The organism is Denitratisoma oestradiolicum (assembly GCF_902813185.1).
In the GTDB taxonomy this organism is placed as follows: domain Bacteria; phylum Pseudomonadota; class Gammaproteobacteria; order Burkholderiales; family Rhodocyclaceae; genus Denitratisoma; species Denitratisoma oestradiolicum.
On sequence record NZ_LR778301.1, the window covers coordinates 4,025,358 to 4,052,053 of the forward strand.

Sequence of the window (26,696 nt, forward strand, 5' to 3'; positions counted from 1 at the left end):
CAGTCACTCATTCATCAAGCAATCTGCAAGGCCTTCATGATCGGCAGATGCTTTTCTGCAAATATCGCGGCCTGAGCGGTAAGTTCTGTCAGATTTTCTTCCGGGGCATCCAGCGCCTTTCCTTCCTTGACAAGCTTCTGCCCCTGCATGGCAAATAGTTGCCACACAAAAGACGCCCATTCGGCAGGTTGTTTCTTGCCTTGGCTTAAGGCTAAAAGGAACAACTGATGAAAGCGCCCCACAGCGATTCCCCCACCGGTTACCGGGCTGGCCAAATAACTGATATCTCCCCCACCTCTCGCCTTATTCATCAGATAAGCATTAAGCCGGTCACAAACTTTTCTTGTCTTGGTAATGGCGCTATCTTCCAACACAGCAAACAAATGACCGCTGCCCGTAAGTACCATCACAGCCTGGAGTATTTGGGAGAAAACAATATTCCGATCTCGCATTGCCTGTTCTATCTGCCCCAACGTCCTGGGCCTATGATCTGCGAGTAAATCGAGAATCGGATTGTAGATGGACGCATCCATGGTGGCCTCACCCAAGGCGCCTCCGACTTTGAGAGGAACATCAGGCCGATGTGTCGCCAGCATAACCTTTTGCAATCGGAGAGCTTCAGCTTGCTCCAGAGTAGATAGTTTTCTTGCTCCCTTGACCCAATAATCTTTACGGAATTGTTGGTTGATCATGAAATCCCGGGTACTCTCGCGAAACATCGAATCAGGGATTTCCTGCAAAAATGCCTGTTGCTCCCCACTCAGATTAATCGCATCAACATGGTCCAGATAATTGGCTGAACAGGCGTATTGAACTTTGGCTGACTCCAGCCATTCCGCCATGGTGGCGAAATGCATTGGGTGCCAGTCCCGGTTGAAATACTCATGGGCCAGGTAATGGCGATTTTGTTCCTTGATTTTCTTGATTCGATCAGCAATCTGGGGATTTGCCCGCGCATAAGTTGGATTGGTTGCAAGAAGTTTCTCGGTGAACTCCAAGGCACCATTAATGCGGCTGACGATTCCATGCCCTTCCGAACCAATCACTTCGGCATGTTCTGTCATCAGGTGTCGCATAGGGGCAAAAGCGGCCCAACCTGGTAAGGTGTTGTAGCTAATGTAAAGTACGCCCCCGACTTTGAGCTTACGGCGAATGAAATCCACAATTGTTCTACGGTTCTCGTCGGATATCCAGCTCCAAATGCCGTGAAGACCGATGTAATCGAAATCAGGTAAGTCGCTACGATTCGAGAAATCAGCAAAGGCTTCATCATAAAGCCGTGCGCCAGAACCTGAGACAGAAGCCAACTCTTGTGCAAATCCTGCCTGGGAAGGGTTGAAGTCAGTGCCATGCCAGGAGGTTACGGTCGCAGCAGAATGGAGGTTGGCACTCATCCCCTGACCGAAGCCCAGTTCGCAAGCAGCCCCGACCTCAGGCGCCACCAGACCTGCATTCAGGAAGGCTAAGCGGACTCTGAGAGGGTTAAGTTCTTGATAATAGCCGAAGGTATAACCGATGTCGGCCACATAGCCGGAAGTCCAGTCAGACATGAGAGGATCCTTTACATATAGCGTAGAGATTCGGGGCTTTTCTTGGCACAGCCTGGTACTGTGCTAAGAAAAACCCCGCCTCCTTGTGAGAAGCGGGGTTTTGAGTACTGCACCCTCGATATGCTGAGGGCTCCTTCACAACATGTATTAGTTGATCTGGATGGAAACGTCGGTGGTATCGAAAGAGGCAGTGCTCAGATCGACAACGCCGGTCAACTTCACGATCAGGTCGGTGCCGTTAGTGAAGCTGGCGCCATTGCTGATGTTTTCGACAATGTAAGTATTGCCACCGAAAGCAAACCAAGTGACATCACCCGTATTGGTGTTGTTGATCGCGGCGTTGGCATAGTCCTGGAACACTGCGGTATCCGCCAAAGTCAGCGCGGAAGCGGCGAATGTCTCGGTCGTGCCCACGACATCGGAGAACGCAATCAAGTCACCCTTGCTCGCATCAGTAATCGTAGCGTACGTATTGACGTTGGTCGAAGCAGTCAGGATGTGGAACCAGTCATTGCCCGTACCGCCAGTCAAGGTTGCAAGACCCGCATTGGAGTACAGATGGTCAGCACCAGCACCGCCAATCAGGACATCCGCCACCGTACCGGTGGAAGCCTTCAGGGTGTCAGCACCGGAACCGCCGGTGATGGTTTCAGCTACCGTACCTGCGGCCTGCACCGTCAGCGCGCCAGTCATGGAGCCGGCGTTGATAGTCTTCAACGCGGTGTTACCCGTATTGAACAGGATCAGGTCGGCATCGCCATCGATGGTCAGCGTCGTTGCCGAAGTCGCTACCAAGGTCAGGGTGTGATCGGCATTAATCGTCGTGCCGCTGTCATCTGCTGTGATATTGATGCTTTCGATGCTGGCAGCGGTAACCTTGCCGCCGGTAACCGTAGCGTCACCCGAGAGGATGATGTTCAGGCTATCGGAAGAACCGGTTGCGTCAGTCAGAGTCACGGTGGAGTCACCCGTACCGGTCAGCATCAGGGTCGCTGCGTTAGCCACGTTGGAGAGAGTCAGCGCACCTGCGGCGGTGTTGCCGGTCACGGCTCCCTTCGTTGCCACTGCATCTATGGTGTTGGCATCAACAACAGATGTCGTCGTAGTGAGCGCAATACCAGCAGAGTCGGATGTGATGTTGAGAATACCAGCGGCACCAGCAGCTGCGGTGACCATATTGCCCAGGATCGCATCATTATTGATCGCACTGATAATCCCAGCAGCAATAAGCGTGGTGGTCGTATCGGCGGCCGTGGTCGTATATGAAACCGAGTAACCGTTAATGGTTACAGTAAATTTATCTCCAGCTTCCGCCGTAGTTACCCCCAGGTCGATTTTATCAACTTGCGCAGTGCCGGGGCCACCAGCGCTAATTACGTAGCTGATGTCATCCAGGTTCGCCAGATTGACCGTCTTGCTTTGGGTAGCAGTCACTGCACCTACGCTCAACTTTTCGAAACCATCAATTTGGGCTTCGAACGTTGCGCTAGCAGTAGCAGTAGCAGCATCAGCAGCAACCATCACCAAGGTGTCGGTACCGTCACCGCCAGACAGGGTGCTGGTGGAAGCCGTGGTACCGGAAGCCAGCGTCAGCTTATCGTCACCACCACCAAGGGAGATTGCCTTGGTGGGGGTTGTGGTCGTCACGGTGGTCACGTTGTCCACGCCTGCACCACCGGTATAGGTTGCAGTACCGGGGTTCACAGTCGCCGTTACGGTGCCGGTGGTAGCGGAGGTGTTGATGGAGGTGATGGTGTCTGCCTCATCACCATCCAGCGTCAGCCCGGCAGAGCCGGAAACCGTGACAGTTGCCAGTACGGCCAGGGTCGAGCCGGTCAAATCCAGCTTTTGATCACCGGCAACAGTCAGCGCCGTTACAGCACCGCCAGTGACATCTACATCGGAGGCTGCGCCAGTCGTGGTGATATTCAGTGTGGAATACTTGGCTACACCGTTATCAAGGGTCACTGCGGAAGCTGCACCCAGGTTGTTGAGGGTCAGGCCCAGCGTTGTGGCGGTGTTGTTGTATACCTTGAGCTCGCCGCCAGTGTTGTTAGCCAAGGACAGGGAGGTCAGAGCATCCGACTTGACTTCCGAGTTCGTAGCATAACCGCTCACCGTAGCAGTGGTAATGGTGTTGGTGCTCGCACCATAGGCGGCATCAACGATGGTGACGGCGCCGTTCACGATACCGCCCTTACCTGCTGCGGTAACAGCATTCACGCCATCCGTGGTCACTACGACGGTGGGGTTAGTACCAGTACCGGTATCAGCCAAGTCGGTACGCACGCCAGCGGAAGTGCCGGTGAAAACAACGGTCGAAGTGCCGGTGACAGCACCGCTAGTCCAGCCCTCTGCACTGAAGGTGCCGGAATAGGTACCCAGTGTCGAGGCACCCTGCACAGCACCAGCCGACAGATTGGCAAATGCGGCAGCAGTTTGTGCAGCCGTCGTACCAGCAGCACCGGCCGTGAAGGTCAGGCCGTTGATGATCTGGGTTTGACCCGCAGTCAACGCAGCGAAGGTCAGCGTGTTGACTTCGGTAACACCTGTCACCGCAGCTGTCGTTGCCACCTTGGATACAGCCGCAGTCTGAGTAACGGTTGCACTGGTGGTGCTCGTGCCACCGGTCACGGAAATGGCACCAACTGTCGTATCGGTGTTGTTGGTGGCCTGGGTGGCATTCACAGTGACGTTGACGCTGGAGCCGCCCACCGTGGTGATCGCACCACCCGTGGTGTTACCAGTACCATTTACATTCTGGACGATAGTAATCGCACCACTAGGTTTGGCAGTCGCAACAGTGCCGACATCAATGGTTGAGGTCGCAGTATCCGTGGTCGTCACATTGACCGAGGTACCGTTATCGACCTTAATGTTTTTAGTGTTCTGATTGGTGACCGTCAGCGAAACAGCACCGGCACCGCCATCAAGAGTAACGTTACCACCAGCCTTGGTAAGGGATACGGTTTGAGTGGAACCACCTGTCACATCAACAGTACCGCCGGTTGCCCCACTCAGAGAAACAGCAGTCGTAGTTGCAGCAGTAAGGTCGACATTACCGTTAGCCTTCGTGACATTAAGAGCAGTCAGCCCAGTCCAACCACTGGAATCAATAGTCAGAGCACCAGTACCCTGGAAAGTGGCAGTCTCGATATTGGCAATGGTTACACCAGCGCCCACATTCAAACCACCAGCGACATCAGAAACATTCAACGAGTCAGTTCCTGACCCGCCATCAAGGGAATCCAGACCCGTCAGCGTGGTGTCTGTGCCGTTATAGACATCATTACCCGTACCGCCCTTGAAGGCAGTGCCGCTATCCACACCCGTAGTGAGCGTGAAAGACAGGCCGAGCTAAATTTGGATAACTATCAACCCATTAGAAACGCCGCTAACGCTCTTTATGTGGATTACCTACCACGGTCCTACTTGGCGGTTTCTATCTACCCAGGAAAACTCGGGTACTTTCCGTTTGGAACGGTGCCATCTGTTTGTATCAACTCAAGATTCTGATGAAGTGCCCGAATCGTTGGTACCTACCAGATTCCGACCCGAACTACCGGCTGCTTCGCTAATGCCCTGTTCGGAAACCGTCAACGTATATCCGCCCGGCGGATAGTCATCGGCAATTCTGACGCCGGCAGTTTCTATGGCGGCCTTGAGCTTTGCCAGGGTTGAAAGTCGGGGACTCATCATGCCCGATTCCATTCGAGCAATTGTTACCAAGGCGACTCCGGAGTTCTTGGCTAAGTCGGGCTGTGTCCAATTGAGTGCAGCGCGTGCTGCACGTATGGCCGAGATAATCCGTGTCTCTTGTGAAAAGACAATATTCATACTACTATGGACACTTATAATGTCTTTAAATGACTTTAGCTTGTCGGAAAATAGATTATGCCTGTCGCCGTTCTGTCTGCCAAAGTGCTTAAAACCTTACTTTGTCCTGTGGGGCAAGCAAAGATCGATTACCACGATGCGGGTTGCAAAGGTTTGATGCTAGAAATTCGGGCTACCGGGGGGCGAACCTGGTATCTCCGTTATCGGGATGCACGGGGGAAGCAACGTCAGTTTCGCATCGCCGATGCTCAAGATCTTTCTATCGAGCTGGCGCGCAGGCGAGCCGATGAATTGCGGACCAGGATTGCCATGGGCGAAGATCCCGCTGTTGAGAAGGCCATACTTCGAGCCATGCCGACCTTCGCTGAATTCATCGCCGATCGCTACATGCCCTTCGTCAAGGGATACAAGCGCTCATGGAGTACAGACGATTCCCTGCTTCGCAATCATCTGTTGCCGATTTTCGGCTCCCGTTATCTGGATCAGATAAGCAGGGCCGACATTGTGTCCATGCATCATGGACGTCGGGCGGCTGGCGCGGCACCGGGTTCCGCCAATCGGTTGCTGATTCTGCTGCGCTATATTTTCAATCTGGCCCTGAAGTGGGAAATACCGGGCATCGCTAAAAATCCCGCCTCGGGGGTGCCGCTCTTTGAGGAGAACAACAAGCGGGAACGCTATCTCAACAGGGAGGAAGCCCGGCGCCTCTACTCGGCCCTGGAATCCAGTGAGAACGATCTTCTCCGGTTCATCGTGCCCATGCTGATTCTGACTGGCGCCCGCAAGCGCGAGGTGCTGAATGCCCGTTGGGGGGAGTTTGATATTCCTCGCCGTCTCTGGCGCATTTCAAAATCCAAGCTGGGGGTGGCGCGATATGTACCCATGTCGGACGGCCTGGTTCGGTTACTGGCGATTGTGCCCCACGTGGCCGACAGTCCCTGGGTGTTTCCTAGTCCCAAAACAGGCAGGCCATTCGTTTCGATCTATTACAGTTGGAACACTGCTCGCAAGCAGGCGGGAATGCCGGAGTTGAGAATTCATGATCTTCGCCACTCCTTTGCCAGCTTCCTGATCAACGCGGGCCGTTCTCTCTATGAAGTGCAAAAGATTCTCGGCCATACGCAGATCCACACGACACAGCGCTATGCGCATCTAAGCCAGGAAACTCTCCTGGACGCGGCCAACGCCGCGGTGGATGCGGTCGGTGGAGCCTTCGGCTTCATTGCGCAGGGGACAATGCCGGCTGCGCAGATTTCCGCCTGAATTTCAGTTTCCCGCCCTTGGTGGGACCTTGGATGGAGCCGGGAATTTGCATTGCAGAATTTCTTGGTTCCGGGATCAAGCCGCCCCCCGTAAATTCCTCTCCGCCAACGCTACCCCAAGGAGAGGAAATCATGTCGCTCAAGAGCCATACCCGTCACACCTTCATCGCCGCTGCCCTGCTTGGCGCCCTGGCCGGGGACGCCCTTGCCGATGTCACCCTGCTCAATGTCTCCTATGACCCGACCCGGGAGCTGTACCAGGATTTCAACGCCGCCTTCGCCAAATACTGGCAGGCCAAAACCGGGGAGAAGGTGAGCATCAAGGCTTCCCATGGCGGCTCCGGCAAGCAGGGCCGTGCCGTGATCGACGGCCTGGATGCGGATGTCGTCACGCCTGATGCGTGCCGCCTATTGGGCCAAACGCTGGAACAGCCGCCTAGTTAGTGCCGGCAACGCCGGCCATACAACGATGTACTGGAAGGGCAGCAAGGCAACGTCTGGAGGGACGAGGGCGGCGCCACGGGAACGACCGGCAGTCTGGCGGGCTATCTCGACAACCACGCCGAGTCCTTCAAACTGCTCAGCGCCAACAGCGGCGAGGCCGTGGATAGGGTCTACCAGGCCCTGACCGGCGAAGCCGCGCCCCAGACCGTGAACGAGTACTACCAGGCCCAGCTCGACAACGGCACCATCAAACTCAAGGGACTGGTAAACGCCATGCTCAACGATCTGGCCATCATGCCCAGAACCGACGGTAGCCTGGCCGCGCCCAATGGCTGGGCAGTGGACCATCACGACGAGATGACCCCAGTGGCCCTGATCGGACTTGTTCACAAACTCAACGCCACCGGACACGCGGACTTCGACAATCTGGATGCCAGCGGCAATCTGATCTGACCGCTGCCTCGCCCCTGATCGGGTCACAACTTGTCCGACAGTTGGAAGACTGGTTTCAATCTGCCGAGGCCAACGGTTCCCGGCCCTGGAGAAATTCCCCCGACAATTGCGCTGCTAAGGCCGAGCGCCGGTGCCTACCGCTGTCAGCGGGTAATCGGCGCGTTGCGCCCGGAGTATTCGTCGCTCATGCGCATCGCGGCCGTGGCGACGGTGGCTGCGGCGTGTTCCGCGCAATAGCGATCGACATACAGCGCCACGGCGGCGGCGGAGACTTCGCCGACCTGCCGGGACTGGCTGGCATAGTTGTGGCCGCTGAGAAAACCGCGCACCCACTGAAGGTAGGGCTCCCGTCGCTCGGGGTCGCCCTTGGTGGCCTTCCATGCCGTGCAGGACATGTCCTCCAATCCCAGCAGCCTGGGGGGTGCGGCGGACAGGGCACAAAGGGGCAGCAGCACTCCGGCCAGGATCAGGACGACGTGTCGGCTCGATGAGCTCATGATCATGGCTTGGGCGGGCGCACGTAAATCGTCAGGTGGGTGCCGTCGGTCTTTTCGAAATCCCGCAGTTGCAGGATGAGGTTTTCGCTCAGCACGTAGTCGGCCATCAACAGCACGATGCCCTCCCGGTTCAGCACCGGGCGGGCCAGGCGCATGCCGGGCATCAGTGCCAGGGTGGACAGCTCCAACTCCTCCGGCGGCAGGGCGTCGGCCTTGCCGGCCTTGCCCAGGAAGGCATCCACCACGGTCGGATCGTAGCGCTTGCCACGGGCCTTGGCGATGAACTGGCGGGCCTCCTGTTCGGGCAAACGCTTGCCGATCAGGTTGCCATGAACCAGTCCGTCGAACTCGTTGACCACCGCCAGGATGCGGGCGCCCAGGGGAATGGTCAGCCCCGAGAGACCGTCCGGATAGCCTTCGCCGTCGAAGCGCTCGTGATGGGCGCGGATGATGCCGGCCACGTCGCGCAGTTCCTCCAGGGCCATGAGGGCCTGCTCACCCTTGATCGGGTGGCGCCGCCAGCGGCCGAATTCCTCGCCATTCATCTGGTTCACCGGCTTGTTGAGCAGGTCGTCGGGCAGGCCGATCTTGCCGATATCGTGCAGCAGGGCGGCCAGGAACACGTCCTGGCTGTCCTTCTCGCTGAGGCCCATGTCGTTGGCCAGCTTGCGGGCGAAGGCCGCCACCCGGCTGGAATGTCCGGCCAGATAGCCCTCCCGCAACTCGGTCAGGTTGGAAAAGACCTGGATCGAGGTGAAGAAATTGCGCTTCAACTGCTCATTGAGCTGACGCAGTTCCTGGGTACGGGCCTGGACCTTCTCTTCCAGGCTGGTATTGAGATTGCGAAGTTCCTCGTTCTGCTGCCGGGTGAGGGCTTCGAGCCGGGCCTTCTCCTTGGACAGGGCGCGATGGGCCAGGGCGTCCCGCACTGTCAGCAGCACGTCGCTGTCGTTCCAGGGCTTGGCGATGTAGCGGTAGATCTGTCCTTCGTTGATGGCAGCCACCGTGGCATCGATCTCGGCAAAGCCGGTAAGCAGGATGCGGATCACGTCGGGCCAGCTCTGGCGCACCTGGGACAGGAAGCGGGTGCCATCCATTTCCGGCATGCGCATGTCGGAAATCACCAGATCGATATTGCCCGCCTCTTCCTCCAGCAGGCGCAAGCCCTCGGCGCCGCTGCCGGCAGTCAGGATGCGGTAGCCGGTGGGTCGGAACAGTCGCTTGAGGGCCGAGAGGATGTTGGCCTCGTCGTCCACGCACAACAGGGTGGCGGGCTTTTCGGTCTCGGCGGCGTCGGTCATTGGAGAACCCTCCCCCCAGCCCCCTCCCCGAGGGAGGGGGTTCGCGGGGCGAACCCCGTGGGGAACTGGAGAGCCCACCCCCCGGCCCCCTCCCCGAGGGAGGGGGTGACGAAGGTTCGCCGCGTTGCGGCTCCGGACTGTGTGATGCGTCCCTTCGGACGGCCGTGTGGGGCGCTCATGGGGACTGCCTCTCGGTTTCGCTCTGCTTGATCGGCAGGGTCACGCGGAAGGTGGTGCCCTGTTCAATCTGGCTTTTCACTTCGATGCGGCCATGATGTTTCTGAACGATGCCATAGGAAAGGGACAGGCCCAGCCCGGTGCCCTTGCCCACGGGCTTGGTAGTGAAGAAGGGATCGAAGATGCGCCCCAGGTTCTCGGGCGGAATGCCACAGCCGTTATCGGCCACTTCCACCCAGACGTCGCTGCCCTCCCGGCCAGTGCGCAGCGTGATCAGACCCCGGTTGGCCTTGATGGAGTGGGCGGCATTCACCAAAAGATTCATGAAGACTTGATTGAGCTGGGAGGAAAGGCATTCGACTTCCGGCAGATCGCCGTATTCCTTGACCACATCGGCCTTGTACTTGATTTCGTTATTGACGATGTTGAGGGTGCTGTCGAGGCCCCGGTGCAAATCGGTCCATTGCCAGGTCTGGTCGGAATCCACCCGGGAGAAGTCCTTGAGGTCGGCGACGATCTTGCGCACCCGCCCGATGCCCTCCTGGGATTCCCCCATCAGGTTGGGCACATCCTGCCGCAGAAAATCCAGGTCCTTCTCTCGGCGCAGGGCGGTGGCTGCCAGCAGGGCCGGGTGATCGGCCGGCAGGGCCGCCGCCGCCGCCTCGTAGGCGGCCAGCAGCTCGAACAGGTCCTGGAGATAGGAGTCCAGGGAGCCCAGATTGGACTGGACGTAGCCGATGGGATTGTTGATCTCGTGGGCCACGCCTGCCGCCAATTGGCCGATGGAGGCGAGTTTTTCCGACTGCACCAGTTGTTCGTGGGCGCTTTGCAGTTGCTGGTTAAGCTTGCTTAGCTCGGTATATTGACGCATCAGTTTTGTCTCCGAAACCTCCCGGCGGTGCACGTCGGCTTCCAGATCGGCCTTGGCCAGGGCGAGTTGCTCGGTGCGCTGGCGCACCTGGATTTCCAGGTTGTCGTGGGCGCGGCGCAGGGATTCCTCCGCCTGCTTGCGCCGGGTGATGTCGTAGGCGGTGGCGACGGTCGTGGGCTCGCCGGCGTGTTCGACGATGGCCATGTTCAGCGCTACCCAGCGATGCTCGCCATTCTTGGTGATGATCGGTATTTCCCGGCTCAGCAGGCCCTTGCCGCCGTCCTGCCAGTCCCGAATTTCCTGATTGATTTTGTCGCGTACGTCCGGGTGGATGAAAAACCCGATCGGGTTGCTGTCCATTTCCTTTCTGCTATAGCCGGTCAGGGTTTCCAGGGCATGGTTGGTGTAGAGCAGGCGCCGGCCCCGGCGCAGGGTGATGGAAGTACTGAGGGTGTCGGTGATGCCCCGGAAAATGACTTTCTGTTCTTCCAGACGCTGCTCGGTCTCGATCAGTTCGGAAATGTCGGTGCCGAAGCCCAGGCACATCCCCTCTTCTTCCCCGGCAGCGGAGAGCGGGATCATCGTCATCGCTTCCCAGAGGACGCTGCCGTCATGGCGACGAAAGGCGAAGCGGCCGTGCCAGTCCCGGCCGGTGATGATGCTCTGGCGGAGTTCCTCCAGCAACTGGGGCGGGTTCAGGTCGCTGCCCAGTTCAACCCACTCGCGCCCCATCAAATCTTCGGCGCGGTAGCCGGTGCTCTGGCAGAAAAGTTCGTTCACATAGACGATCCGGTGCTGTGTGTCGGCGACGCTCACCAGGAAATGATGGGCTATGGGGTGCTCAATCAGGCGGACGAGCTCAGGTGGTGAGCGCACGGCAGGTCTCCTCGAAATCATTCTCCACCTTCCGCAGTATGGGGCCCAGATCGGTCTGTTTCAGACCCAGCCGTTCCCAGGCCATGGAGGACAGGGGCGGCAGCGCCACTGGTGCAGTCTCGGCCGGCGTCAGGGCCAGGGCCAGGGCGTTGGCGAAATGGACGATGTCGGTGAGGCGGGCCGGCGGGCCATCGTCGGGTACCGGATGGCGGACGATGGCATCGGCGATGGCAGGGGGAAAATTCCATTGGTGGGCGATCAGGCCTCCCACCACCGCGTGATCAGTACCGATGACCGCCCGCTCGGCCACACGGGTGGGGCAGTCATGGCTGTTGCGCCACTCCAGGATTTCGGTGTACTGGCCGGGAAAGCAGGCGGCAAGCAGCAACTGGCCCATATCGTGGATCAGGCCGGCGGTGAACGCGGTTTCGGCATTTCCCCTCAACGCCAGGGCGATTTGCCGGGCGCACAGGGCGGTGCCCACGGAGTGGCGCCAGAAGGCGCCGGCATCGATGCCCTGGTTGCCGAGCCGGGACAGGGAGTCCACCATGGCGGCGGACAGGGCCAGGGAGCGCACGGTGCGAAAGCCCAGCACCACGATGGCGTCGCCAATGGTGCCCACCTTGCCCGACAGGCCGTAGAACGGCGAATTGGCGATGCGCAGCATCCGGGCCAGCAGGGACTGGTCGGCGCTGATGCGGCGGGCCAGGGTGGACACGTCCAGGTCTTCCTGGTCGAAGCTGGCCAGCAGATCGGTGGTCAGGGCCGGCAAGGCCGGCAGGGCGGCGATGCGTTTTGTCAGGACGGCCTGGGGGATGGGGTGGGTAGGGCGGTCCATCATTTTTGGGTCATCCTCGGTGCGCCCGCCCGGGATCCGAGGCGATGCTCGAAAATGGCCTGGCGCAGGGCTTCTACCGCAGGCCCGCTCCCGGCGTGGCGGAAGAGCTGGTCCAGATGCAAGCGCAGCCTGGCTTCCCTCTCGTCCGCGTTGGCTTCCGGCGGCTCCACTGGAGCCACGGGCAATTCGCGGATGCCGCGATTTGCCAGGCGGCTCAGCAGGGGGCCGGTGAGCAGGGTGCCGGCGGGCAACAGGACGCGGCCTTCCTCGTCCAGCAGGGATTCCGCCAGAGGCGTGTCGGGGGGAATGGACGGGATCGGAGTCATCACCATTCAATCCACTCCTTGGGGGCAAAGCAGGACGATTGTCCCCCGGCTGCCGGAAGAGCGGCCCATGGGGCGGCACAGGACACGATAGACGCCACCTCGGACCGTCAGGGTCTGGCAGGCGGTGGCGTCACCGTGGAGGAAGGCGAGCACCTCGGGCGGGAAAAAATCAGCTACCCGTGCGCCGAGCAGCAGGCTGCCGCTGCCGAGCAGGGCTTCCGCCTCGCCGTTGGCGACGGCGACCATGTCGTTGTCGTCGAGGCCCAGCAGGGGCCAGGGCAGCACTTGCAGGGCCTCGTGGAGCACGTCCAGGATGGTCTCGTCGCGCCGAACCTCGTGCCCCTTCTCCGAGAGCAGGGCCTGAAGCCGGGCGTTGCTTTCGGCCAAACTGCGGTTGGCGGTCCTGACCTCCTCGGCCAGACGCAGGTTCTCGTCGGACAGGCTCTTGCGTCTGAAGGCCTCGCGGATGTTGGCAAGCAACTGCTCATCGTCCCAGGGCTTGGTGAGAAACTTGTAGATGGCCCCCTCGTTGATGGCGCTGGTGACCGATTGCAGTTCCGTGTAGCCGGACAGTACCAGCCGCACCGTCTGGGGATAGAGGTCCTTGACCCGGCGCAGGAACTCCACTCCGGTCATGCCCGGCATGCGCTGGTCGGAAACGATCACATCCACCTCGTTCCTGGCCAGCACGTCCAGGCCCTCACCGCCGCTGCTGGCGGTGAGCACCCGGTAGCCCTCGCGCCGCAGCAGCCGCCTGAGGGCCGAAAGGATGTTCTCCTCGTCATCCACCAGCAGCAGCGTGGGCTCCCTCTTGCTCTGGCGCAGGTCCTGCTGGGTCAATCCTCTGTCTTCAGTCAGCATACATAAGGCCTCGTCAGCCGGTAGCGGCCGGCTGAAATAATAGCCCTGGATTTCGTCGCAATGGTTGGCGATCAGCAGACCCAGTTGGCCCTCGGTCTCCACTCCGACGGCCGCGACCTTGAGGTGCAGGGCGTGGGCCATGTCGATGATGGCCCGGGTGATGGAGGCGTCACCGGGATCGGCGATGATGTCGGTGACGAAGGCGCGGCCCACCTTCAGGGAATCGATGGGGAAGCGCCGCAGGTAGCCCAGGCTGGAATAGCCGGTGCCGAAATTGCCTACCGAAAGCCGGACTCCCAGTGTTTTGACCTGGCCCAGAATCATCGCGGTTTCCTCGGCATTTTCCATCAGCATGCTCTCGGTCAGCTCCAGTTCGAGCTGGTGGGCGGGCAGCCCCGTCTCCGCCAGGATGCCTTCGACTTCCGCCACCAGTTCCCGTCGCAACTGCCGCGCCGAGAGATTCACCGTCACCGGCACCGGTGCCATGCCCTGGGCCATCCAGGTCTTCATCTGGACGCAGGCGGTGCGCAGGACCCAGTTTCCCACGGGGATCACCAACCCGGTTTGCTCCAGGGCGGCGAAGAAGTCGGTGGGGGTCAGCAGGCCCCGTTGCGGATGTTGCCAGCGTATCAGGGCTTCCAGGGCGACGATGCGGCCATGCTGGCAACTGACCTTGGGCTGGTAATGCAGCAGGAATTCCCCCTGGGCCAGGGCCTGGTGCAGTTCGGCCTCCAGTCGCTGGCAGGCCCGGGCCCTTTCGTTGAGTTCCGGGACATTGAATTCGAGGGAACCGGGTCCCTTCTCCAGGGCGCGCAACAGGGCCAGTTCGGCCCCATGCAGTAGGGCCTCGCCGTCGTCGCCGTCGTCGGGAAACATCGCGACGCCCATGCTCGCCGTGATCTGATGGCGCTGGCCGTCCAGTTCCAGGGGCGCCGCCACCGCTTCCAGCAGCCGCCTGACGGCGTGGGAAATATGCGCGACATCGCCGACCTCGGCCAGGATCATGGCGAAATGGTCCTCCCCCAGGCAACCCAGAATATCCTCGTCGCGCAAGGTGTCGTGCAGACGCCGGCCCAGAGCCGCCAGAATCCGGTCGCTGGTGGCGTAGCCCCAGTTGTCGCTCTGAAGCTTGAAGCGGTCGATGGCCAGGGTGGCCAGGGCCATGGGCTGCTTGTGGCGCCGGCTTCGGCCCAGGGCATCGTGCAGCCGTTCCAGGAACAGGGTCCGGTTGGGCAGGCCGGTGACGCTGTCGAAATGGGACAGATGCTGGATATGGGCCTCGGCCAGCACGGCGGGGGTAATGTCGTAGGCAATGCCGGCGATCGTATGGGGCCGGTCCCCTTCACCCACGGTGAAACTGCGCAGACGCAGCCAGCGCAGCTCGCCATCGGGACGGATGATGCGGATCTGCTCGTCAATACCGCCATAGGGATTCTGGACCACCACGGAGCGGATGCGGTCCCGGTCGTCGGGATGGATGTAGTTCAGCCAGGAGAAACGATCCTGGAGCAGCTCCTCGGGCCGGGCGCCCCATATGGTTTCGTAGGCGGGATTGACGTAGGCCACCCTTCGTTCTGCCACGTCGATCAGCCAGAAGCTCTCCGGCATGTTGTCGGCGAGCAGGCTGAACTGCTCCCGCAGCCGGTGGCTGGAACCCGGATCACTGCCGGGCGCGCTGTTTTCCCTGTCCATCACCATGAAAGATATTTTCCCCGGGTCGGTCGGAGTTTCCCCGATAGTAACCGAGTTCTTCGTTCCGGAGCAGCCGAAAAACCGGCTGTCATTCACCAACCGGGAAAGCGTTGGCCTTGCGCCACCGCGCTGGCGCTCAAGCTCCGGGGAGTGACAGCCATTTCAGCAGGGTTATAAACAGCGTCACCGGGTCCACTGGCTTGGCGATGAAATCATTCATCCCGGCGGCCATGCAGCGGGACTTGTCCTCGGAGAAGGCGTTGGCGGTCATGGCAAGGATCGGAACTCCTGCGTACCCGGGCAGTTGGCGGATGCGGCGCGTGGCTTCCAGGCCGTCCAGATTCGGCATCTGCATGTCCATCAGGATCAGGTCGTAATCGTTCTGGCCGGCCAGGGCCAGGGCCTCGGCGCCGTCCTCGGCGATGTCGATAATCTGGCCGGTGGACCGCAGCAGGTCCCGGGTGACTTCTCGATTGATCGGTTCGTCCTCCGCCAGCAGGATCCGTCGGCCCCGGTAATCCCGCGCCAGCCGTGCTTCGGCGGCGCCGCTCGGCAGCGGAGTTGTCGTGCTGGTGGCGACGTTGTCCTTTCTCAGCCGGACCGTAAACCAGAAAGTGCTGCCACTCCCGGGACGGCTTTCCACGCCGGCATCTCCGCCCATCAACTGAGCCAGGCGCCGGGTGATGGCAAGGCCAAGGCCGGTGCCGCCGTATTGGCGGGTGGTCGAGTTGTCGGCTTGCTCGAAAGCCGAGAACAGCTTGGGCAGCGCCGCCGCGTCGATACCGATACCGGTGTCCTGGACTTCGAAGCGCACCAGTACGCTGTCCGCGCCCTCTTCCGCCGCCATGGCGCGCAGGGTGACGGTGCCGGTTTCGGTGAACTTGATCCCGTTGCTGGCGTAGTTCAGCAGCGCCTGCTGGAGCCGGGTGGGATCCCCCAGAAGACGGTGGGGCAGGGGCTGGGTCTCGACGATCAGCTTGAGTCCCTTGGCCTGGGCTCGCTCATAGAGCATGGAGGCCACATTGGCGACGATGCTGCCGACGTTGACTTCGGTGGTCTCCAGGGTGAACTTGCCGGCCTCGATCTTGGACAGGTCGAGGACGGCATTGATGATTTCCAGCAGGTGCTGGCCGGCGGCATTGATCTTGTCCAGGCGCTCGGCCTGTTCCTGCGTGATGCCGGAGCGCCGGACCAGATGGGCCATGCCGGTAATGGCATTGAGGGGGGTGCGGATCTCGTGGGACATGTTGGCCAGGAAGGCGCTCTTGGCGACGTTGGCCGTCTCGGCTGCCGCCTTGGCCGCGGCCAGCTCCCGCGTCCGCTCCGCGACAAGCTGCTCCAGGTGATGGCGATGGCGCTCCAGTTCGGCGGCGACCTGCTGGCGCCCGGTGATGTCCTGGGCGATCTTCGAGGCGCCGATGATCCGGCCCTCCCGGTCGCGGATGGGCGAAACCGTGACCGAAACGGCGATCCGGCTACCGTCCTGGCGCAGGCGTTCGGTCTCGAATTGCTGGATGGCTTCGCCGCGCCGGATGGCGGCCAGCATCATCGCTTCCTCGCCGTGGCGCTCGGCAGGAACCAGCGCGAGCGCCGAGCGTCCCACGATTTCCCTGGCCGGGTAGCCGAAAATCCTTTCCGCGGCCCGGTTCCAACTGGTGATGATCCCGTCCAGGGATTTGCCGATGATGGCCTCCTCGGAGGATTCGACGATGGCCGCCATCAGCACGCGCTCCTTCTGCAGGCCCGCTTCCGCCGCCTCCTTTGCCAGTCGCAGGGCTTCCTCGGCGCGGCGGCGAATGGCGATCTCGGCTTGCAGTGCTTCATTGACCCGCTGCAACTGGTCGGGGCTGGGCAGTTTCAGGGCGTGGGGGAGCAGGGGCCAGAGCATCACGGCAGTGATCACCGAGGCGACGGCGGTGATCGCCTTGACCAGGGCGTCCAGGCCGTAAAGGGGCTGCCACAGCACGATGGCGCCCATCAGATGGGTGGCGCCGCAGGCCATGATGAAGGCGGCGAACATCCACAACAGCCAGCGGTAAGGGAAGTCCCGGCGCTTGCGCGCGAAATAGCCCAGGGCCAGGGGCATGGAAAAATAGGAAAGGAAGATCAGCAGGTCGCTGACGACATAGGTCAGCAGCAGCGGCCGGGACCAACTGATGCAGTAGCCGTGTGGAAGAAAGCCGTTCACGGCCAGTAGTTTGACCAATTCGTCGATCATGATCCCACCCTCTGATGGATGGCGTCCCAAGTCGTCTGGCCGACGCCAAGATGTTCCCGTTGTGCAAATACATTACCAGAAGGCTCCCTCCTCCAGCATCCCGCCTGGCTAGTGGGGCCGGTGCGGGCGTCGCTACAATTGATGCTGGCATTCCGATGGGCCGGCACAACCATGAGCCTTTGCGATCCGAGGATAGAAAGCCAGTCACCCGAGGCTGCCCTGAGCAGTTTCGGGAGCGGTTCAGAGGGCCTGACCCGGGAAGAGGCGGTGCGGCGGCGGGCTGAATTCGGCCCCAATCGGGTCGAGGCCGTGACTCGCATACCCTTGTGGCGGACCTTTCTGCGGGAGTTCAGCGATTTTTTCGCCCTGATCCTCTGGCTGGCGGCGGGCATGGCCTTCGTCTCCGAAGGCGCCAATCCGGGCCAGGGCATGGCCGGCCTGGGCTTTGCCATCATCGGCGTCATCCTCGTCAATGGATGTTTCTCCTTCTGGCAGGCCTACCGGGCCGAGCAGGCCCTGGCCGCATTGCGCCAACTGCTGCCCCAGGTTGCGCATGTGCGTCGATCCGGCGAGACCCTGGCGCTAAACGTCGAGGATCTGGTGCCGGGAGATCTGGTGTTGCTGGCGGAGGGGGACAAGGTGCCCGCCGACTGCCGCATCGTCGCGGCCTGGGGGCTGCGCGTGAACCTGGCGACCTTGACGGGGGAGTCCCGTCCCAAGGCGCGCAGCGCGAAAGCGGATGCCGCCGCAGGGGGCAATGTCCTGGTGGCGCGCAATCTGCTGCTGGCCGGCACCCTGATCGTCTCCGGAGGCTGCCGCGCCGTGGTGTACGCCACCGGAATGCGTACCGAATTCGGCCGTATCGCCCATCTGACCCAGACGGTGGGGGCGGCCGAGTCGCCCCTGCAGCGGGAGATCCGTCGCGTGTCCCATCTGGTTGCCCTGCTCGCCCTGGGCCTGGGCCTGGTCTTTTTCCTCATCGGCGACTGGATCGGCCTGCCCTTCTGGGCCAACGCCATGTTCGCCATCGGCATCATCGTCGCCAATGTGCCGGAAGGTCTGCTGCCCACGGTAACCCTGGCCCTAGCTCTGGCAACCCAGCGCATGGCCAGACGCAACGCCCTGGTCCGCCATCTCCCGGCAGTCGAGGCCCTGGGCAGCACCACCGTGATCCTTACCGACAAGACCGGCACCCTGACCCGGAATTCCATGGCGGTGCGGGAGCTGTATGTAGCCGGTGCCCATCATCTGGCGGCGCCTCGCTGGCCCCGGGGGGCCGACCTGAGACTGCGCAGCGTCGCCCGCTTCTGTCATGCCCTCAAGTTTCCCGGGGGGCAGCCAAGCGGAGACCCGATGGAAATCGCCCTATGGCAGTTCGCCGGCGAGATTCCCGAGCCGGGCGGGCGGATCGGCGACATGCCTTTCGATGCGGAGCGGCGGCGCATGTCGGTGCTCATGGCGGAACCCGGCGGTGGGGCCTCCCTGTGGTGCAAAGGTGCCCCGGAGACGGTGCTGCCCCTGTGCCTGAGCTGGCTCGACGGAGATGCGGAGCGCCCCTTCGATGATGCTGCCTGGCAGGCCTTCCGGTGTGCCCACGAAGACATGGCCAATCGAGGTCTGAGGGTGCTGGCCCTGGCCTGGAAGCCGGTAGCGGAGGTGGCTGGCGCCGACGAGAGCGGACTCCGGCTTTGCGGCCTGATCGGTCTGGAGGACCCGCCCCGCCCGGATGTGCGCGAGGCTGTGACCCGCTGCCACGAGGCAGGCCTGCGGGTGATCATGGTCACCGGGGACCATCCCCGCACCGCCGTGGCCCTGGCCCGGGAGGTGGATCTGATTCGCACGCCGGCTCCCGTCGTGCTGAACGGCGAGGAAGTGCGGAAGATGAGTCCGGCGGCCTTGCAACTGGCCCTGGATGCGCCGGAAATCCTCTTCGCCCGGGTGACGGCGGAGCAAAAGATGGTCATCGTCCAGGCCCTGCAACGCAAGGGCGAGATCGTGGCCGTCACCGGCGACGGCGTCAACGACGCGCCGGCCCTCAAGACCGCGGACATCGGCATCGCCATGGGCCGCTCAGGTACCGACGTGGCCCGGGAGGCGGCCGACATCGTGCTGCTGGACGACCACTTCGCCACCATCGTCAATGCCGTCGAGGAGGGGCGGACGGTGTTCGAGAACATCCGCAAATTCCTTACCTACATCCTCACCTCCAATATTCCCGAGATCGTGCCCTATCTGGCCTTCGTGCTGTTCCGCATTCCCCTGCCCCTCACCGTCATCCAGATCCTGGCCGTGGACCTGGGCACCGATATCCTCCCGGCCCTGGCCCTGGGGGCGGAACGGCCCCACCCGGACATCATGCGCCTGCCGCCCCGTCCTCGGCAGGAGCGCCTGCTGTCCTGGCCCCTGCTGGCGCGAGCTTATCTTTTCCTCGGGCCCCTGGAGGCTTTCGGGGCGATGATGGTCTTCTTCCATGTGCTGGGGGCGGGCGGCTGGAGCCCCGGGCAGCAACTGGCGGTTGCCGATCCCCTTTACCTGCGGGGAACCACGGCCTGCCTGCTTGCCATCGTGTTGACCCAGATGGCGAATGTCTTCGTCTGCCGCCATCCGCTCCTGCCGACATGGCGCTTCCCGCTGCTCTCGAACCCCCTGCTGCTGCTGGGTCTGGTGGTGGAGGCTCTGTTGTTGCTGGCGCTGGTCTACACCCCCTGGGGCAACCTGCTGTTTGGCACCGTGCCTCTGGCGGGTTCCGCCTGGCTGTACGCAATGCCCTTTGGCTTGCTGCTCCTGGTGGCGGAGGAAATGCGCAAGGGTATCGTCAGAGGGCGGCAGGGCGCCCCGCTTCCCCGTTCCTGATCCGGCGGCCCCCATGGGGCTGCGGATTGGGGTAAAAACGGGTTCGCAAGACTTTCCGGAGCTTCGATCATGACCCTGCTGCTCATCTGGCTCATCAATTCCGTCGCGCTGATGGCGGTGGCCTGGCTGTTGCCCTCTATCCGGATTGCGGACTTCACCACGGCCCTGGTCGCCGCCCTGGTGCTGGGACTGGTGAATGCCTTCATCCGTCCCCTGCTGGTGCTGCTGACCCTGCCGGTGACCGTTCTCACCCTGGGGCTGTTCATCTTCGTGATCAACGGCCTCCTGTTCTGGTTCGTCGGCTCCTTCATCCGGGGCTTCGTGGTGGAGGGTTTCTGGTCCGGCGTGATCGGCGCGATCCTCTACAGCTTGATCTCCTGGCTGCTTTCGGCCCTGGTGTCGGGCCGTTCCTGAGCGCCCCGATGCTGCTTTCCTTCCCGCAAATCCCGTCTTATTGCGGCCGTTTCGCCCCCAGCCCCACCGGCCCCCTGCACTTCGGTTCCCTGGCGGCGGCGCTTGGCAGTTGTCTGGAGGCCCGCGCCCGGGGCGGACTGTGGCGGGTGCGCATGGAAGACGTGGACCTGCCCCGCTGCCGCCCCGGCGCCGACCGACAGATCCTGTCCACCCTGGAAGCCTTCGGTTTTGCCTGGGATGGGGAGGTGATCTATCAGACTGCCCGTCATGAGGCCTACCGGGCCGTCCTGGAGCGCCTGAAAGCCGGCGGCCGGGTGTTTCCCTGCGCCTGCACCCGGCGCGAGCTGGCCGACTCGGCCCTGGCCCCCGATGGCGCCCACCTTTATCCGGGCACTTGCCGCAACGGCCTGCCGCCGGGCCGGAAGGCCCGGGCCTGGCGCCTGGCGGTGCCCGAGGTCGAGGTGGATTTCCTGGACGCCATCCAGGGGCCTCAGCACCAGAACCTGGCCCGGGAGGCGGGGGACTTCGTGCTGCTGCGGGCCGACGGCCTCTTCGCCTACCAGCTGGCCGTGGTGGTGGATGACGCCGAGCAGGGCATCACCCATGTGCTGCGGGGCGCCGACCTGCTGGACTCGACCCCGCGCCAGATCCATCTCCAGCACCTGCTGGGCTATCCCACGCCGGCCTATGCCCACCTGCCGGTGGCGGTGAATGAACTCGGCGAGAAACTCTCCAAGCAGACCCAGGCCGCGCCGGTGGACCCGACGCAGCCAGTCCCCGCCCTGGTGGCGGCCCTGAATTTCCTCGGTCAAAAGCCCCCGACGGAACTGGCGAGGGCCGATCTGCGGGAAGTCTGGCAATGGGCCCTGGCCCACTGGGACCTGACCCGGGTACCCCGCCAGCGCAGCCTGCCGGCGCCGGATTCGGCGATCCAGGTGGAGCGAGGGATGGCGAGTGGAAGTTCGTAATGCTGTGCGAGTATGGCGCTGACTCTCTCGGTTCGGCCAAAAACGGACACTCGTTCCGTTCGTATGATCGGCGATTGATATGGAAGCCGGGCCAGGTTAATCTCCATGTCATTCAATGCGGCAAGGATATTTTCTTCATGTCTTTATCATTAGCGATAACCCAGATGTTTCTGTGCCTGAATAACTGCTAGCCACCTTCAGCACCTCGCCATACTTATCGCAAGGGAGATACAAAACATGACCGATAGCACAGATGCAATTGACAAACCGAAGGGTTCGGCTACCCCGTTGATATTCATCAGCCACGACACGAGGGACGGCGACTTAGCCGAAGCGTTTAGTAAGTTACTCAAGAGCGTTAGCGCGGGAATGCTCAAATCATTCCGATCTTCCGACAAAAAGGGCGCAGAAGGAATCGAATTCGGTGATGAATGGTACAAGGCTCTGATGACAAAGCTGCACTCTGCGTCAGACGTTGTGTGTCTGCTTACTGAGCGTAGCTTGGAGCGTCCATGGATACTGTACGAGGCCGGGGTGGCAAAGGGAAAGCTTGATACTCCTGTGCATGGTCTAGCACTCGGAGTGCCGTTAAGTCGCGTCAGTACCGGGCCTTTCTATCAATTTCAAAACAGTGACGATAGCGAAGACCTTCTTTCTAAGCTAACACTGCAACTGTGTCGTCGTGTTCCGGGATTGGAACCCGATACAGACGTAGTGAAGGCACAGGTTCAAATATTCAAGACGACCGCTGCCGAAATCCTGAAGAGCCTAGGAACAACAAAAGAACCCGAGAAGAAAGAGTCCATCGAAGAGGGCGCTGTCGCCAAGGTTTTGGAAGAAATGAAATTGCTCGTTCGAGAGTTGCCCATCCGTCTAGAGCAGAGAATGGTAGATGGCCCGGATCGTTTCCGCTCTCGCCGCCCGCGCCGCTTTCATCCAATGATGATTGACGAAATGTCCCACATGATCGCTCGTCGCTCCGACGATCCTGTCGGAATTCTCTTAATTGCCGGCTTTCTTCGCGATGATTTTCCGTGGCTCTACGAAATTGGCATGGAAGCATACCGAGTTGCGAAGGCCGAAGGTTCCGAGGCTGCACACGACGCGCTACACATGTTTCGAAACGCTTGCGAGGTGACTATGCACGGTCCGTTCCTCGATGAACTCGGGTTGTCGAACAAAGAAGCTCACATGATGTTTAGGGAGCTGCCGATGATTATTGACCACTACATGCATCGCATACTTGACGATAAGCCAGTTAGGAAGCGCAACCGCATGCAAAAAAGTGATGAATCACAATCCAATGGCAGATAACCCATCATCGAGAAAACCTCCAACGAGGATCCCTCGTTTCAGATTTTGAAGGTCTGTTTATCTGAAGTCAGAAGGACAGCTTTGGGTCGGGTGCCGCCACCCGTAAGTCATCGCCAACGCATCACCAGATGACGGATCATTCCCGGTATTCGCTGCCGACGCCGTAGCGGCTCAGGCCCACCGCCGCTCGCACCAGGATGTAGGCGCCCTGGCTCAGCAGCCGCTGCCACCAGGGCCGCTGTCGGGGGGCATCCACCGCCACGACGTGGGCGCCCAGGGCCATGGCCCGCGCCAGGCTGGCCGCGAGGGCGGCGGCGAAACCCTTGTCCCACACCACCACGTTGGCCTCCCGGGCCAGCAGCAAGCTGAAGGGATCGATGTTGGAGGAGCCTACCGTGGCCCACTGGCCGTCGATCACGGCCACCTTGGCATGGAGAAAGCTGCGGTGGTATTCGACGATGCGGATGCCCGCCCCCAGCAGCCGGCCATAGAGGGACTGGGTGGCGTAATGGAGCAGCAGATATTCCACCCGCCCCTGCAACAGCAGGGTCACCCGCACCCCGCGATGGGCGGCGGCAGCCAGGGCCAGTCGGAAGCGCCGACCGGGGAGGAAATAGGCGCTGGCGATCAGGATATCCTCCCGAGCGCCGTTGATCGCTTCCAGATAGGCCTCCTCGATGTCGCGCCGATGGCGCAGATTGTCCCGGATCAGGAAGGCAGCCCGAGTCTCCCCCTGGGGCAGGGATTCGATTTTCGGAGCGGGTGTCTTGGGCACATGCCAGCGCAGGGCCGCGGTGGCCACCAGGCGCCAGAGGTGATGGACCGCCTGATGGATTTCGGCCACCAGAGGACCTTCCACGGAGACGGCATAGTCGTGACGGGGCGGCACCTGGCCCGGCGTGTCCAGGTCGTCGATTATGTTGATGCCGCCGATGAAGGCGATGGCGCCATCCACCACCACCAGCTTGCGGTGCAGTCGTCGCAGCCGGTGGCGCCGCAGCCTTAGCCGCGCCACCTCGGGGCGATAGACCAGCACCTCGACACCGGCCTGATTCAGCTCCCGGCCCAGGCCATCGGGAAAATCCCGGGCGCCGAAGCCATCCACCAGCACCCGCACCGCCACGCCCCGCGTCGCCGCGCGGCCCAGGGCTGCCGCCACCCGCCGACCGGCCGCATCGTCGGCGAAGATGTAGGTCTCCAGGTGAATCTCCCGCCGGGCGGCGTCGATGGCCTCGATCAGCGTGGGAAAATACTCGCTGCCGTTCTCCAGCAGCCGTACCCGGTTGCCCTCGATGAACGCGGTCATGCCGGATCGTCCGGCGTCAGCAGCGCCGTCAGGGCGGCATGATCGGAAATCCGCGACCAGGGGGCGCCGTGATGCACTTCGGTCGCCTCGACCCCGAATCCGCGCACGTAGATGCGGTCCAGCCGCAACAGGGGCAGGGTGGCTGGATAGCTGCGGGCCGGCCTGCCTCCCGCCTCTCCGCCGAATACCTCGGCCAGTCCCAGGCGCTCGGCCAGGTGGTCGTGGGCCCGATTGCGCCAATCGTTGAAGTCACCGGCAATGATCAGGGGCGCCTCGGCGGGGATGATCCGCTCCAGGCGCTCGGCCAGGGCCGCCATCTGGTGGCGGCGGGAGCGGCCGAACAGGGACAGATGGACGCAGACGCAGTGCAGGGGCCGGGGCCAGCCCGGCACCTGGATGGTCGCGTGGAGCAGGCCCCGGCGTTCGAAGCGCAGGCGGGTCACATCCTGATTGTGGCTGTGGGCGATGGGAAAGCGGGAGAGGATGGCGTTGCCGTGGTGGCCGTGGTCGTAGATCATGTTGCGGCCGTAGGCGGTGCTGTGCCACACCTCATCGGCCAGGAACTCGTGCTGGGGTTGCTTCGGCCAGGTCGCGTGATGCTCCGCGTGGCCCAGGTGCAGGCCCTGCACCTCCTGCAGGAAGACGATGTCCGAATCCAGTGCCCGCAGTCGATCCCGCAACTCATGGACCACCATGCGGCGATTGAACTGGGAGAAGCCCTTGTGGATGTTGTAGGTGGTGATGCGGATGGTTGGCTGCATGGCGCAGGCTGGGGCGGTGTCTATATTTTCACCAGTTTGGCAGGCGGGCCAGGATTCTCCACCCCAGGCCGGGACCCGCGGCCCCGGCTGAGGGCTTGGGTTCTTGATCAGGCTTGATACCGGGGATAATCGACATAACCTCCCTCCCTGCCGCCATAGGCGCCTGTCGGATCTGCCATCGGACTCAGAGGAGCGCCCAGGGCAAACCTCTCGACCAGATCCGGATTGGCGATATAGGGTCGACCAAAGGACACCGCCTGGGCTTTGGACTGGAGCAGCGCTTTCTCGGAACTCTCGGCGTTGTACCCCCCGTTGATTACCAGCCGGCCTCCGTACACGGCGAGAATGTCGTCAATACTGAACTCGCTGGTGGCGCCTCCGGTGCTGATGCCCGCCGATTCATTGATGTTCTCCACCACTTCCAGAAACGCCAGATCCCGCTGGTTCAATTCGGCGGCGGCGTGCGTGAAGAGCGCCTTGAGATTGCTGTCGTGGCAGTCCCAGTTAACGGAAAAAGGGGAGATGCGTAGCGCAGTGCGGGCCGAACCAATGGCACCGCACACCGCATCGGTAACCTCCAGCAGGAAGCGGCAGCGATTTTCTATCGGGCCACCGTATCGGTCATTTCGCTGATTGACGCCATCGCGGAGGAACTGATCAATCAGATAGCCATTGGCGCCGTGAATTTCCACGCCATCAAAGCCTGCGGCAATGGCATTGAGTGCCCCTTGTCTGAACTGCTCGACAACACCCGGAATTTCCTCCAGCTTCAGGGCGCGAGGCTCGGGGGTTGGAACAAAGCCGGTGTCGATAAAAGTCTTGACGTCGCCCCTGACCGCCGATGAAGACACAGGCAATTCACCGTTTTTCTGGAAGAACGGGTGGGAGACTCGCCCCGAATGCCATATCTGGCAGAAAATCTTGCCGCCAGCTTCATGAACCGCGTCAGTGACGAGTCTCCAGCCGGCAATCTGCTCCGGTGTGTAGATGCCCGGTGTCGCCCAGGAGCCAGTACCCTGCACCGAGACCTGAGTGGCCTCGGTGATGATGAGGCCGGCACTGGCACGCTGACCGTAATAGGTAACGTTCAAAGGATTGGGAACGGTCGATGGTGTGCGCGCACGAGTCATGGGTGCCATGACGATGCGATTTTTCAGTTCGACAGAGCCGAGCAGTACTGGAGAAAGCAAAGTGCTTGTCATGGCGATAGTTTTTTAGTTGGGTACATTGGGTTGATATTTCACGCACACAGATGACACAGGAGCAGAAAAGATGCAGGCCGCCTCAGCGGGACAGTCTGCCTATCCGCTGTTCCAGTCGGGCCAAATCGGCTCGGAGCTGGTTCAGGTCGTCGGTGAAGGCCGATATCTCCGATGGACGCAGCAGTACGCCCTGTTCCTCGGCCAGATATTCGCTGAGGTTTTCCCCCAGCCGCGCCGCAGTTTCCCGCTGCCAGGCAAACAGGCCGGTCAGCAGGCCGGCGATGCGGTGGGCGGCGATATCCCCCACCAGGCGGGAAAGGTCTTCCTCGAAATCCCAGCGCAGGTTGCGCAGCACGAAGCCCAGGCTGTCGGCAAAATCGGCGTTGCCGCTGATGTGGGCCTGCTTGAACGCCTGTTCCGGGTTCCCCAGGGCCAGCAGGGGCAAGGCGGACAGGATGATGGAGACATCGGCGCCACCCTCCTCCGTGCTCCGCAGATAGCCTTCCTCATCCACCGCGAAGGACAGGGTGGGCAGGGGCGGCAGCTCGATCCGGGCCTGGCGCCCTGCAAAGGGCCGCAGCCGCCCCCGCGCCCAGTCCGCCTGGGCCAGGAGGTGGTTGAGGGCGGTCAGGACGGGGCTTTGCAGCATTAAGGAAACTCCGAACGGGAGTGGCT

Annotated in this window: 20 protein-coding genes and 1 pseudogene; 7 read left to right on the top strand and 14 right to left on the bottom strand. The window is 61.7% G+C overall.

The genetic code is table 11. The annotated features are described in order from the left end of the window. Nucleotides 1-14: 14 nt before the first annotated feature. The 3 genes from DENOEST_RS18405 to DENOEST_RS18415 all read right to left on the bottom strand — a co-directional run bounded on the left by DENOEST_RS18405 (nucleotide 15) and on the right by DENOEST_RS18415 (nucleotide 5,387). Nucleotides 15-1,550, bottom strand: a complete 1,536-nt coding sequence (locus DENOEST_RS18405) for a class I SAM-dependent methyltransferase (RefSeq protein ID WP_145770361.1) — start codon at nucleotides 1,548-1,550, stop codon at nucleotides 15-17. Between the two features lie 147 nt (nucleotides 1,551-1,697). Beyond that, nucleotides 1,698-4,877, bottom strand: coding sequence for a beta strand repeat-containing protein (locus tag DENOEST_RS18410; protein WP_183148285.1), 3,180 nt, complete (start codon nucleotides 4,875-4,877; stop codon nucleotides 1,698-1,700). Between the two features lie 177 nt (nucleotides 4,878-5,054). Continuing rightward, nucleotides 5,055-5,387: a helix-turn-helix domain-containing protein gene (locus DENOEST_RS18415; protein ID WP_145770301.1), complete on the bottom strand. Its 333-nt coding sequence runs from the start codon at nucleotides 5,385-5,387 to the stop codon at nucleotides 5,055-5,057. A gap of 57 nt (nucleotides 5,388-5,444) precedes the next feature. Between DENOEST_RS18415 and DENOEST_RS18420 the strand changes: the two genes are divergently transcribed. The 3 genes and pseudogenes from DENOEST_RS18420 to DENOEST_RS18430 all read left to right on the top strand — a co-directional run bounded on the left by DENOEST_RS18420 (nucleotide 5,445) and on the right by DENOEST_RS18430 (nucleotide 7,546). Next, nucleotides 5,445-6,650, top strand: a complete 1,206-nt coding sequence (locus DENOEST_RS18420; RefSeq protein ID WP_145770302.1) for a tyrosine-type recombinase/integrase — start codon at nucleotides 5,445-5,447, stop codon at nucleotides 6,648-6,650. A 131-nt stretch (nucleotides 6,651-6,781) separates the two neighbouring features. Beyond that, nucleotides 6,782-7,042, top strand: a pseudogene (locus DENOEST_RS18425) (sulfate ABC transporter substrate-binding protein); the annotation flags it as partial. 210 nt (nucleotides 7,043-7,252) lie between these two features. After that, the gene (locus DENOEST_RS18430; RefSeq protein ID WP_145772013.1) at nucleotides 7,253-7,546 is read left to right on the top strand and encodes a hypothetical protein; all 294 of its coding nucleotides are present in this window, start codon (nucleotides 7,253-7,255) and stop codon (nucleotides 7,544-7,546) included. A 143-nt stretch (nucleotides 7,547-7,689) separates the two neighbouring features. On the opposite strand, the gene DENOEST_RS18435 is transcribed toward DENOEST_RS18430, so the two are convergent. The 7 genes from DENOEST_RS18435 to DENOEST_RS18465 all read right to left on the bottom strand — a co-directional run bounded on the left by DENOEST_RS18435 (nucleotide 7,690) and on the right by DENOEST_RS18465 (nucleotide 17,203). Beyond that, nucleotides 7,690-8,043 (bottom strand): hypothetical protein, encoded by a 354-nt coding sequence (locus tag DENOEST_RS18435; protein ID WP_197970658.1) that lies wholly within the window; start codon nucleotides 8,041-8,043, stop codon nucleotides 7,690-7,692. Between the two features lie 2 nt (nucleotides 8,044-8,045). Continuing rightward, entirely contained in the window at nucleotides 8,046-9,344 is a 1,299-nt protein-coding gene (locus DENOEST_RS18440) for an HD domain-containing phosphohydrolase (RefSeq protein WP_145772015.1), read from the bottom strand. Nucleotides 9,345-9,519: 175 nt separating this feature from the next. Continuing rightward, nucleotides 9,520-11,268, bottom strand: a complete 1,749-nt coding sequence (locus tag DENOEST_RS18445; RefSeq protein WP_183148286.1) for a PAS domain S-box protein — start codon at nucleotides 11,266-11,268, stop codon at nucleotides 9,520-9,522. Then, nucleotides 11,252-12,109: an HDOD domain-containing protein gene (locus DENOEST_RS18450; RefSeq protein WP_145772016.1), complete on the bottom strand. Its 858-nt coding sequence runs from the start codon at nucleotides 12,107-12,109 to the stop codon at nucleotides 11,252-11,254. The genes DENOEST_RS18445 and DENOEST_RS18450 overlap by 17 nt, the downstream gene beginning before the upstream one ends. Continuing rightward, on the bottom strand, nucleotides 12,106-12,438 hold the full coding sequence (locus DENOEST_RS18455) for a hypothetical protein (protein ID WP_145772017.1): 333 nt from the start codon (nucleotides 12,436-12,438) through the stop codon (nucleotides 12,106-12,108). Before DENOEST_RS18455 ends, DENOEST_RS18450 begins: the two co-directional genes overlap by 4 nt. Beyond that, nucleotides 12,439-14,991 (bottom strand): EAL domain-containing protein, encoded by a 2,553-nt coding sequence (locus DENOEST_RS18460; RefSeq protein WP_145772018.1) that lies wholly within the window; start codon nucleotides 14,989-14,991, stop codon nucleotides 12,439-12,441. A gap of 130 nt (nucleotides 14,992-15,121) precedes the next feature. Further along, entirely contained in the window at nucleotides 15,122-17,203 is a 2,082-nt protein-coding gene (locus DENOEST_RS18465) for a PAS domain-containing hybrid sensor histidine kinase/response regulator (RefSeq protein ID WP_145772019.1), read from the bottom strand. 171 nt (nucleotides 17,204-17,374) lie between these two features. On the opposite strand from DENOEST_RS18465, the gene DENOEST_RS18470 reads away from it, so the two are divergent. The 4 genes from DENOEST_RS18470 (at nucleotide 17,375) to DENOEST_RS18485 (ending at nucleotide 22,752) form a co-directional block, all read left to right on the top strand. Further along, entirely contained in the window at nucleotides 17,375-20,056 is a 2,682-nt protein-coding gene (locus DENOEST_RS18470) for a cation-translocating P-type ATPase (RefSeq protein ID WP_145772020.1), read from the top strand. 69 nt (nucleotides 20,057-20,125) lie between these two features. Continuing rightward, nucleotides 20,126-20,470, top strand: a complete 345-nt coding sequence (locus tag DENOEST_RS18475) for a phage holin family protein (RefSeq protein ID WP_145772021.1) — start codon at nucleotides 20,126-20,128, stop codon at nucleotides 20,468-20,470. An 8-nt stretch (nucleotides 20,471-20,478) separates the two neighbouring features. Next, nucleotides 20,479-21,438: a tRNA glutamyl-Q(34) synthetase GluQRS gene (gene gluQRS / locus DENOEST_RS18480; protein ID WP_145772022.1), complete on the top strand. Its 960-nt coding sequence runs from the start codon at nucleotides 20,479-20,481 to the stop codon at nucleotides 21,436-21,438. Nucleotides 21,439-21,675: 237 nt separating this feature from the next. Then, complete coding sequence (locus DENOEST_RS18485) at nucleotides 21,676-22,752, top strand: TIR domain-containing protein (protein ID WP_145772023.1); 1,077 nt, start codon at nucleotides 21,676-21,678, stop codon at nucleotides 22,750-22,752. Between the two features lie 136 nt (nucleotides 22,753-22,888). Here DENOEST_RS18485 and clsB read toward each other — a convergent pair whose 3' ends face one another. The 4 genes from clsB to DENOEST_RS18505 all read right to left on the bottom strand — a co-directional run bounded on the left by clsB (nucleotide 22,889) and on the right by DENOEST_RS18505 (nucleotide 26,670). Further along, nucleotides 22,889-24,058, bottom strand: a complete 1,170-nt coding sequence (gene clsB / locus DENOEST_RS18490) for a cardiolipin synthase ClsB (RefSeq protein ID WP_145772024.1) — start codon at nucleotides 24,056-24,058, stop codon at nucleotides 22,889-22,891. After that, the gene (locus tag DENOEST_RS18495; protein WP_145772025.1) at nucleotides 24,055-24,819 is read right to left on the bottom strand and encodes an endonuclease/exonuclease/phosphatase family protein; all 765 of its coding nucleotides are present in this window, start codon (nucleotides 24,817-24,819) and stop codon (nucleotides 24,055-24,057) included. Before DENOEST_RS18495 ends, clsB begins: the two co-directional genes overlap by 4 nt. 107 nt (nucleotides 24,820-24,926) lie before the next feature. Further along, nucleotides 24,927-26,021: an alkene reductase gene (locus DENOEST_RS18500; protein ID WP_145772026.1), complete on the bottom strand. Its 1,095-nt coding sequence runs from the start codon at nucleotides 26,019-26,021 to the stop codon at nucleotides 24,927-24,929. Between the two features lie 82 nt (nucleotides 26,022-26,103). Next, nucleotides 26,104-26,670: a ubiquinone biosynthesis accessory factor UbiJ gene (locus DENOEST_RS18505; RefSeq protein ID WP_145772027.1), complete on the bottom strand. Its 567-nt coding sequence runs from the start codon at nucleotides 26,668-26,670 to the stop codon at nucleotides 26,104-26,106. Nucleotides 26,671-26,696 lie beyond the last annotated feature (26 nt).

What these genes read in the sequence shown, in the direction of transcription:
- DENOEST_RS18465 (WP_145772019.1), bottom strand. Translation starts at nt 17,203, where the DNA reads ATGATCGACGAATTGGTCAAACTACTGGCCGTGAACGGCTTTCTTCCA.
- DENOEST_RS18495 (WP_145772025.1), bottom strand. Translation starts at nt 24,819, where the DNA reads ATGCAGCCAACCATCCGCATCACCACCTACAACATCCACAAGGGCTTC.
- DENOEST_RS18460 (WP_145772018.1), bottom strand. Translation starts at nt 14,991, where the DNA reads ATGGTGATGGACAGGGAAAACAGCGCGCCCGGCAGTGATCCGGGTTCC.
- DENOEST_RS18500 (WP_145772026.1), bottom strand. Translation starts at nt 26,021, where the DNA reads ATGACAAGCACTTTGCTTTCTCCAGTACTGCTCGGCTCTGTCGAACTG.
- DENOEST_RS18455 (WP_145772017.1), bottom strand. Translation starts at nt 12,438, where the DNA reads ATGGTGATGACTCCGATCCCGTCCATTCCCCCCGACACGCCTCTGGCG.
- DENOEST_RS18420 (WP_145770302.1), top strand. Translation starts at nt 5,445, where the DNA reads ATGCCTGTCGCCGTTCTGTCTGCCAAAGTGCTTAAAACCTTACTTTGT.
- DENOEST_RS18470 (WP_145772020.1), top strand. Translation starts at nt 17,375, where the DNA reads ATGAGCCTTTGCGATCCGAGGATAGAAAGCCAGTCACCCGAGGCTGCC.
- clsB (WP_145772024.1), bottom strand. Translation starts at nt 24,058, where the DNA reads ATGACCGCGTTCATCGAGGGCAACCGGGTACGGCTGCTGGAGAACGGC.
- DENOEST_RS18405 (WP_145770361.1), bottom strand. Translation starts at nt 1,550, where the DNA reads ATGTCTGACTGGACTTCCGGCTATGTGGCCGACATCGGTTATACCTTC.
- gluQRS (WP_145772022.1), top strand. Translation starts at nt 20,479, where the DNA reads ATGCTGCTTTCCTTCCCGCAAATCCCGTCTTATTGCGGCCGTTTCGCC.
- DENOEST_RS18505 (WP_145772027.1), bottom strand. Translation starts at nt 26,670, where the DNA reads ATGCTGCAAAGCCCCGTCCTGACCGCCCTCAACCACCTCCTGGCCCAG.
- DENOEST_RS18475 (WP_145772021.1), top strand. Translation starts at nt 20,126, where the DNA reads ATGACCCTGCTGCTCATCTGGCTCATCAATTCCGTCGCGCTGATGGCG.
- DENOEST_RS18435 (WP_197970658.1), bottom strand. Translation starts at nt 8,043, where the DNA reads ATGAGCTCATCGAGCCGACACGTCGTCCTGATCCTGGCCGGAGTGCTG.
- DENOEST_RS18450 (WP_145772016.1), bottom strand. Translation starts at nt 12,109, where the DNA reads ATGATGGACCGCCCTACCCACCCCATCCCCCAGGCCGTCCTGACAAAA.
- DENOEST_RS18485 (WP_145772023.1), top strand. Translation starts at nt 21,676, where the DNA reads ATGACCGATAGCACAGATGCAATTGACAAACCGAAGGGTTCGGCTACC.
- DENOEST_RS18440 (WP_145772015.1), bottom strand. Translation starts at nt 9,344, where the DNA reads ATGACCGACGCCGCCGAGACCGAAAAGCCCGCCACCCTGTTGTGCGTG.
- DENOEST_RS18415 (WP_145770301.1), bottom strand. Translation starts at nt 5,387, where the DNA reads ATGAATATTGTCTTTTCACAAGAGACACGGATTATCTCGGCCATACGT.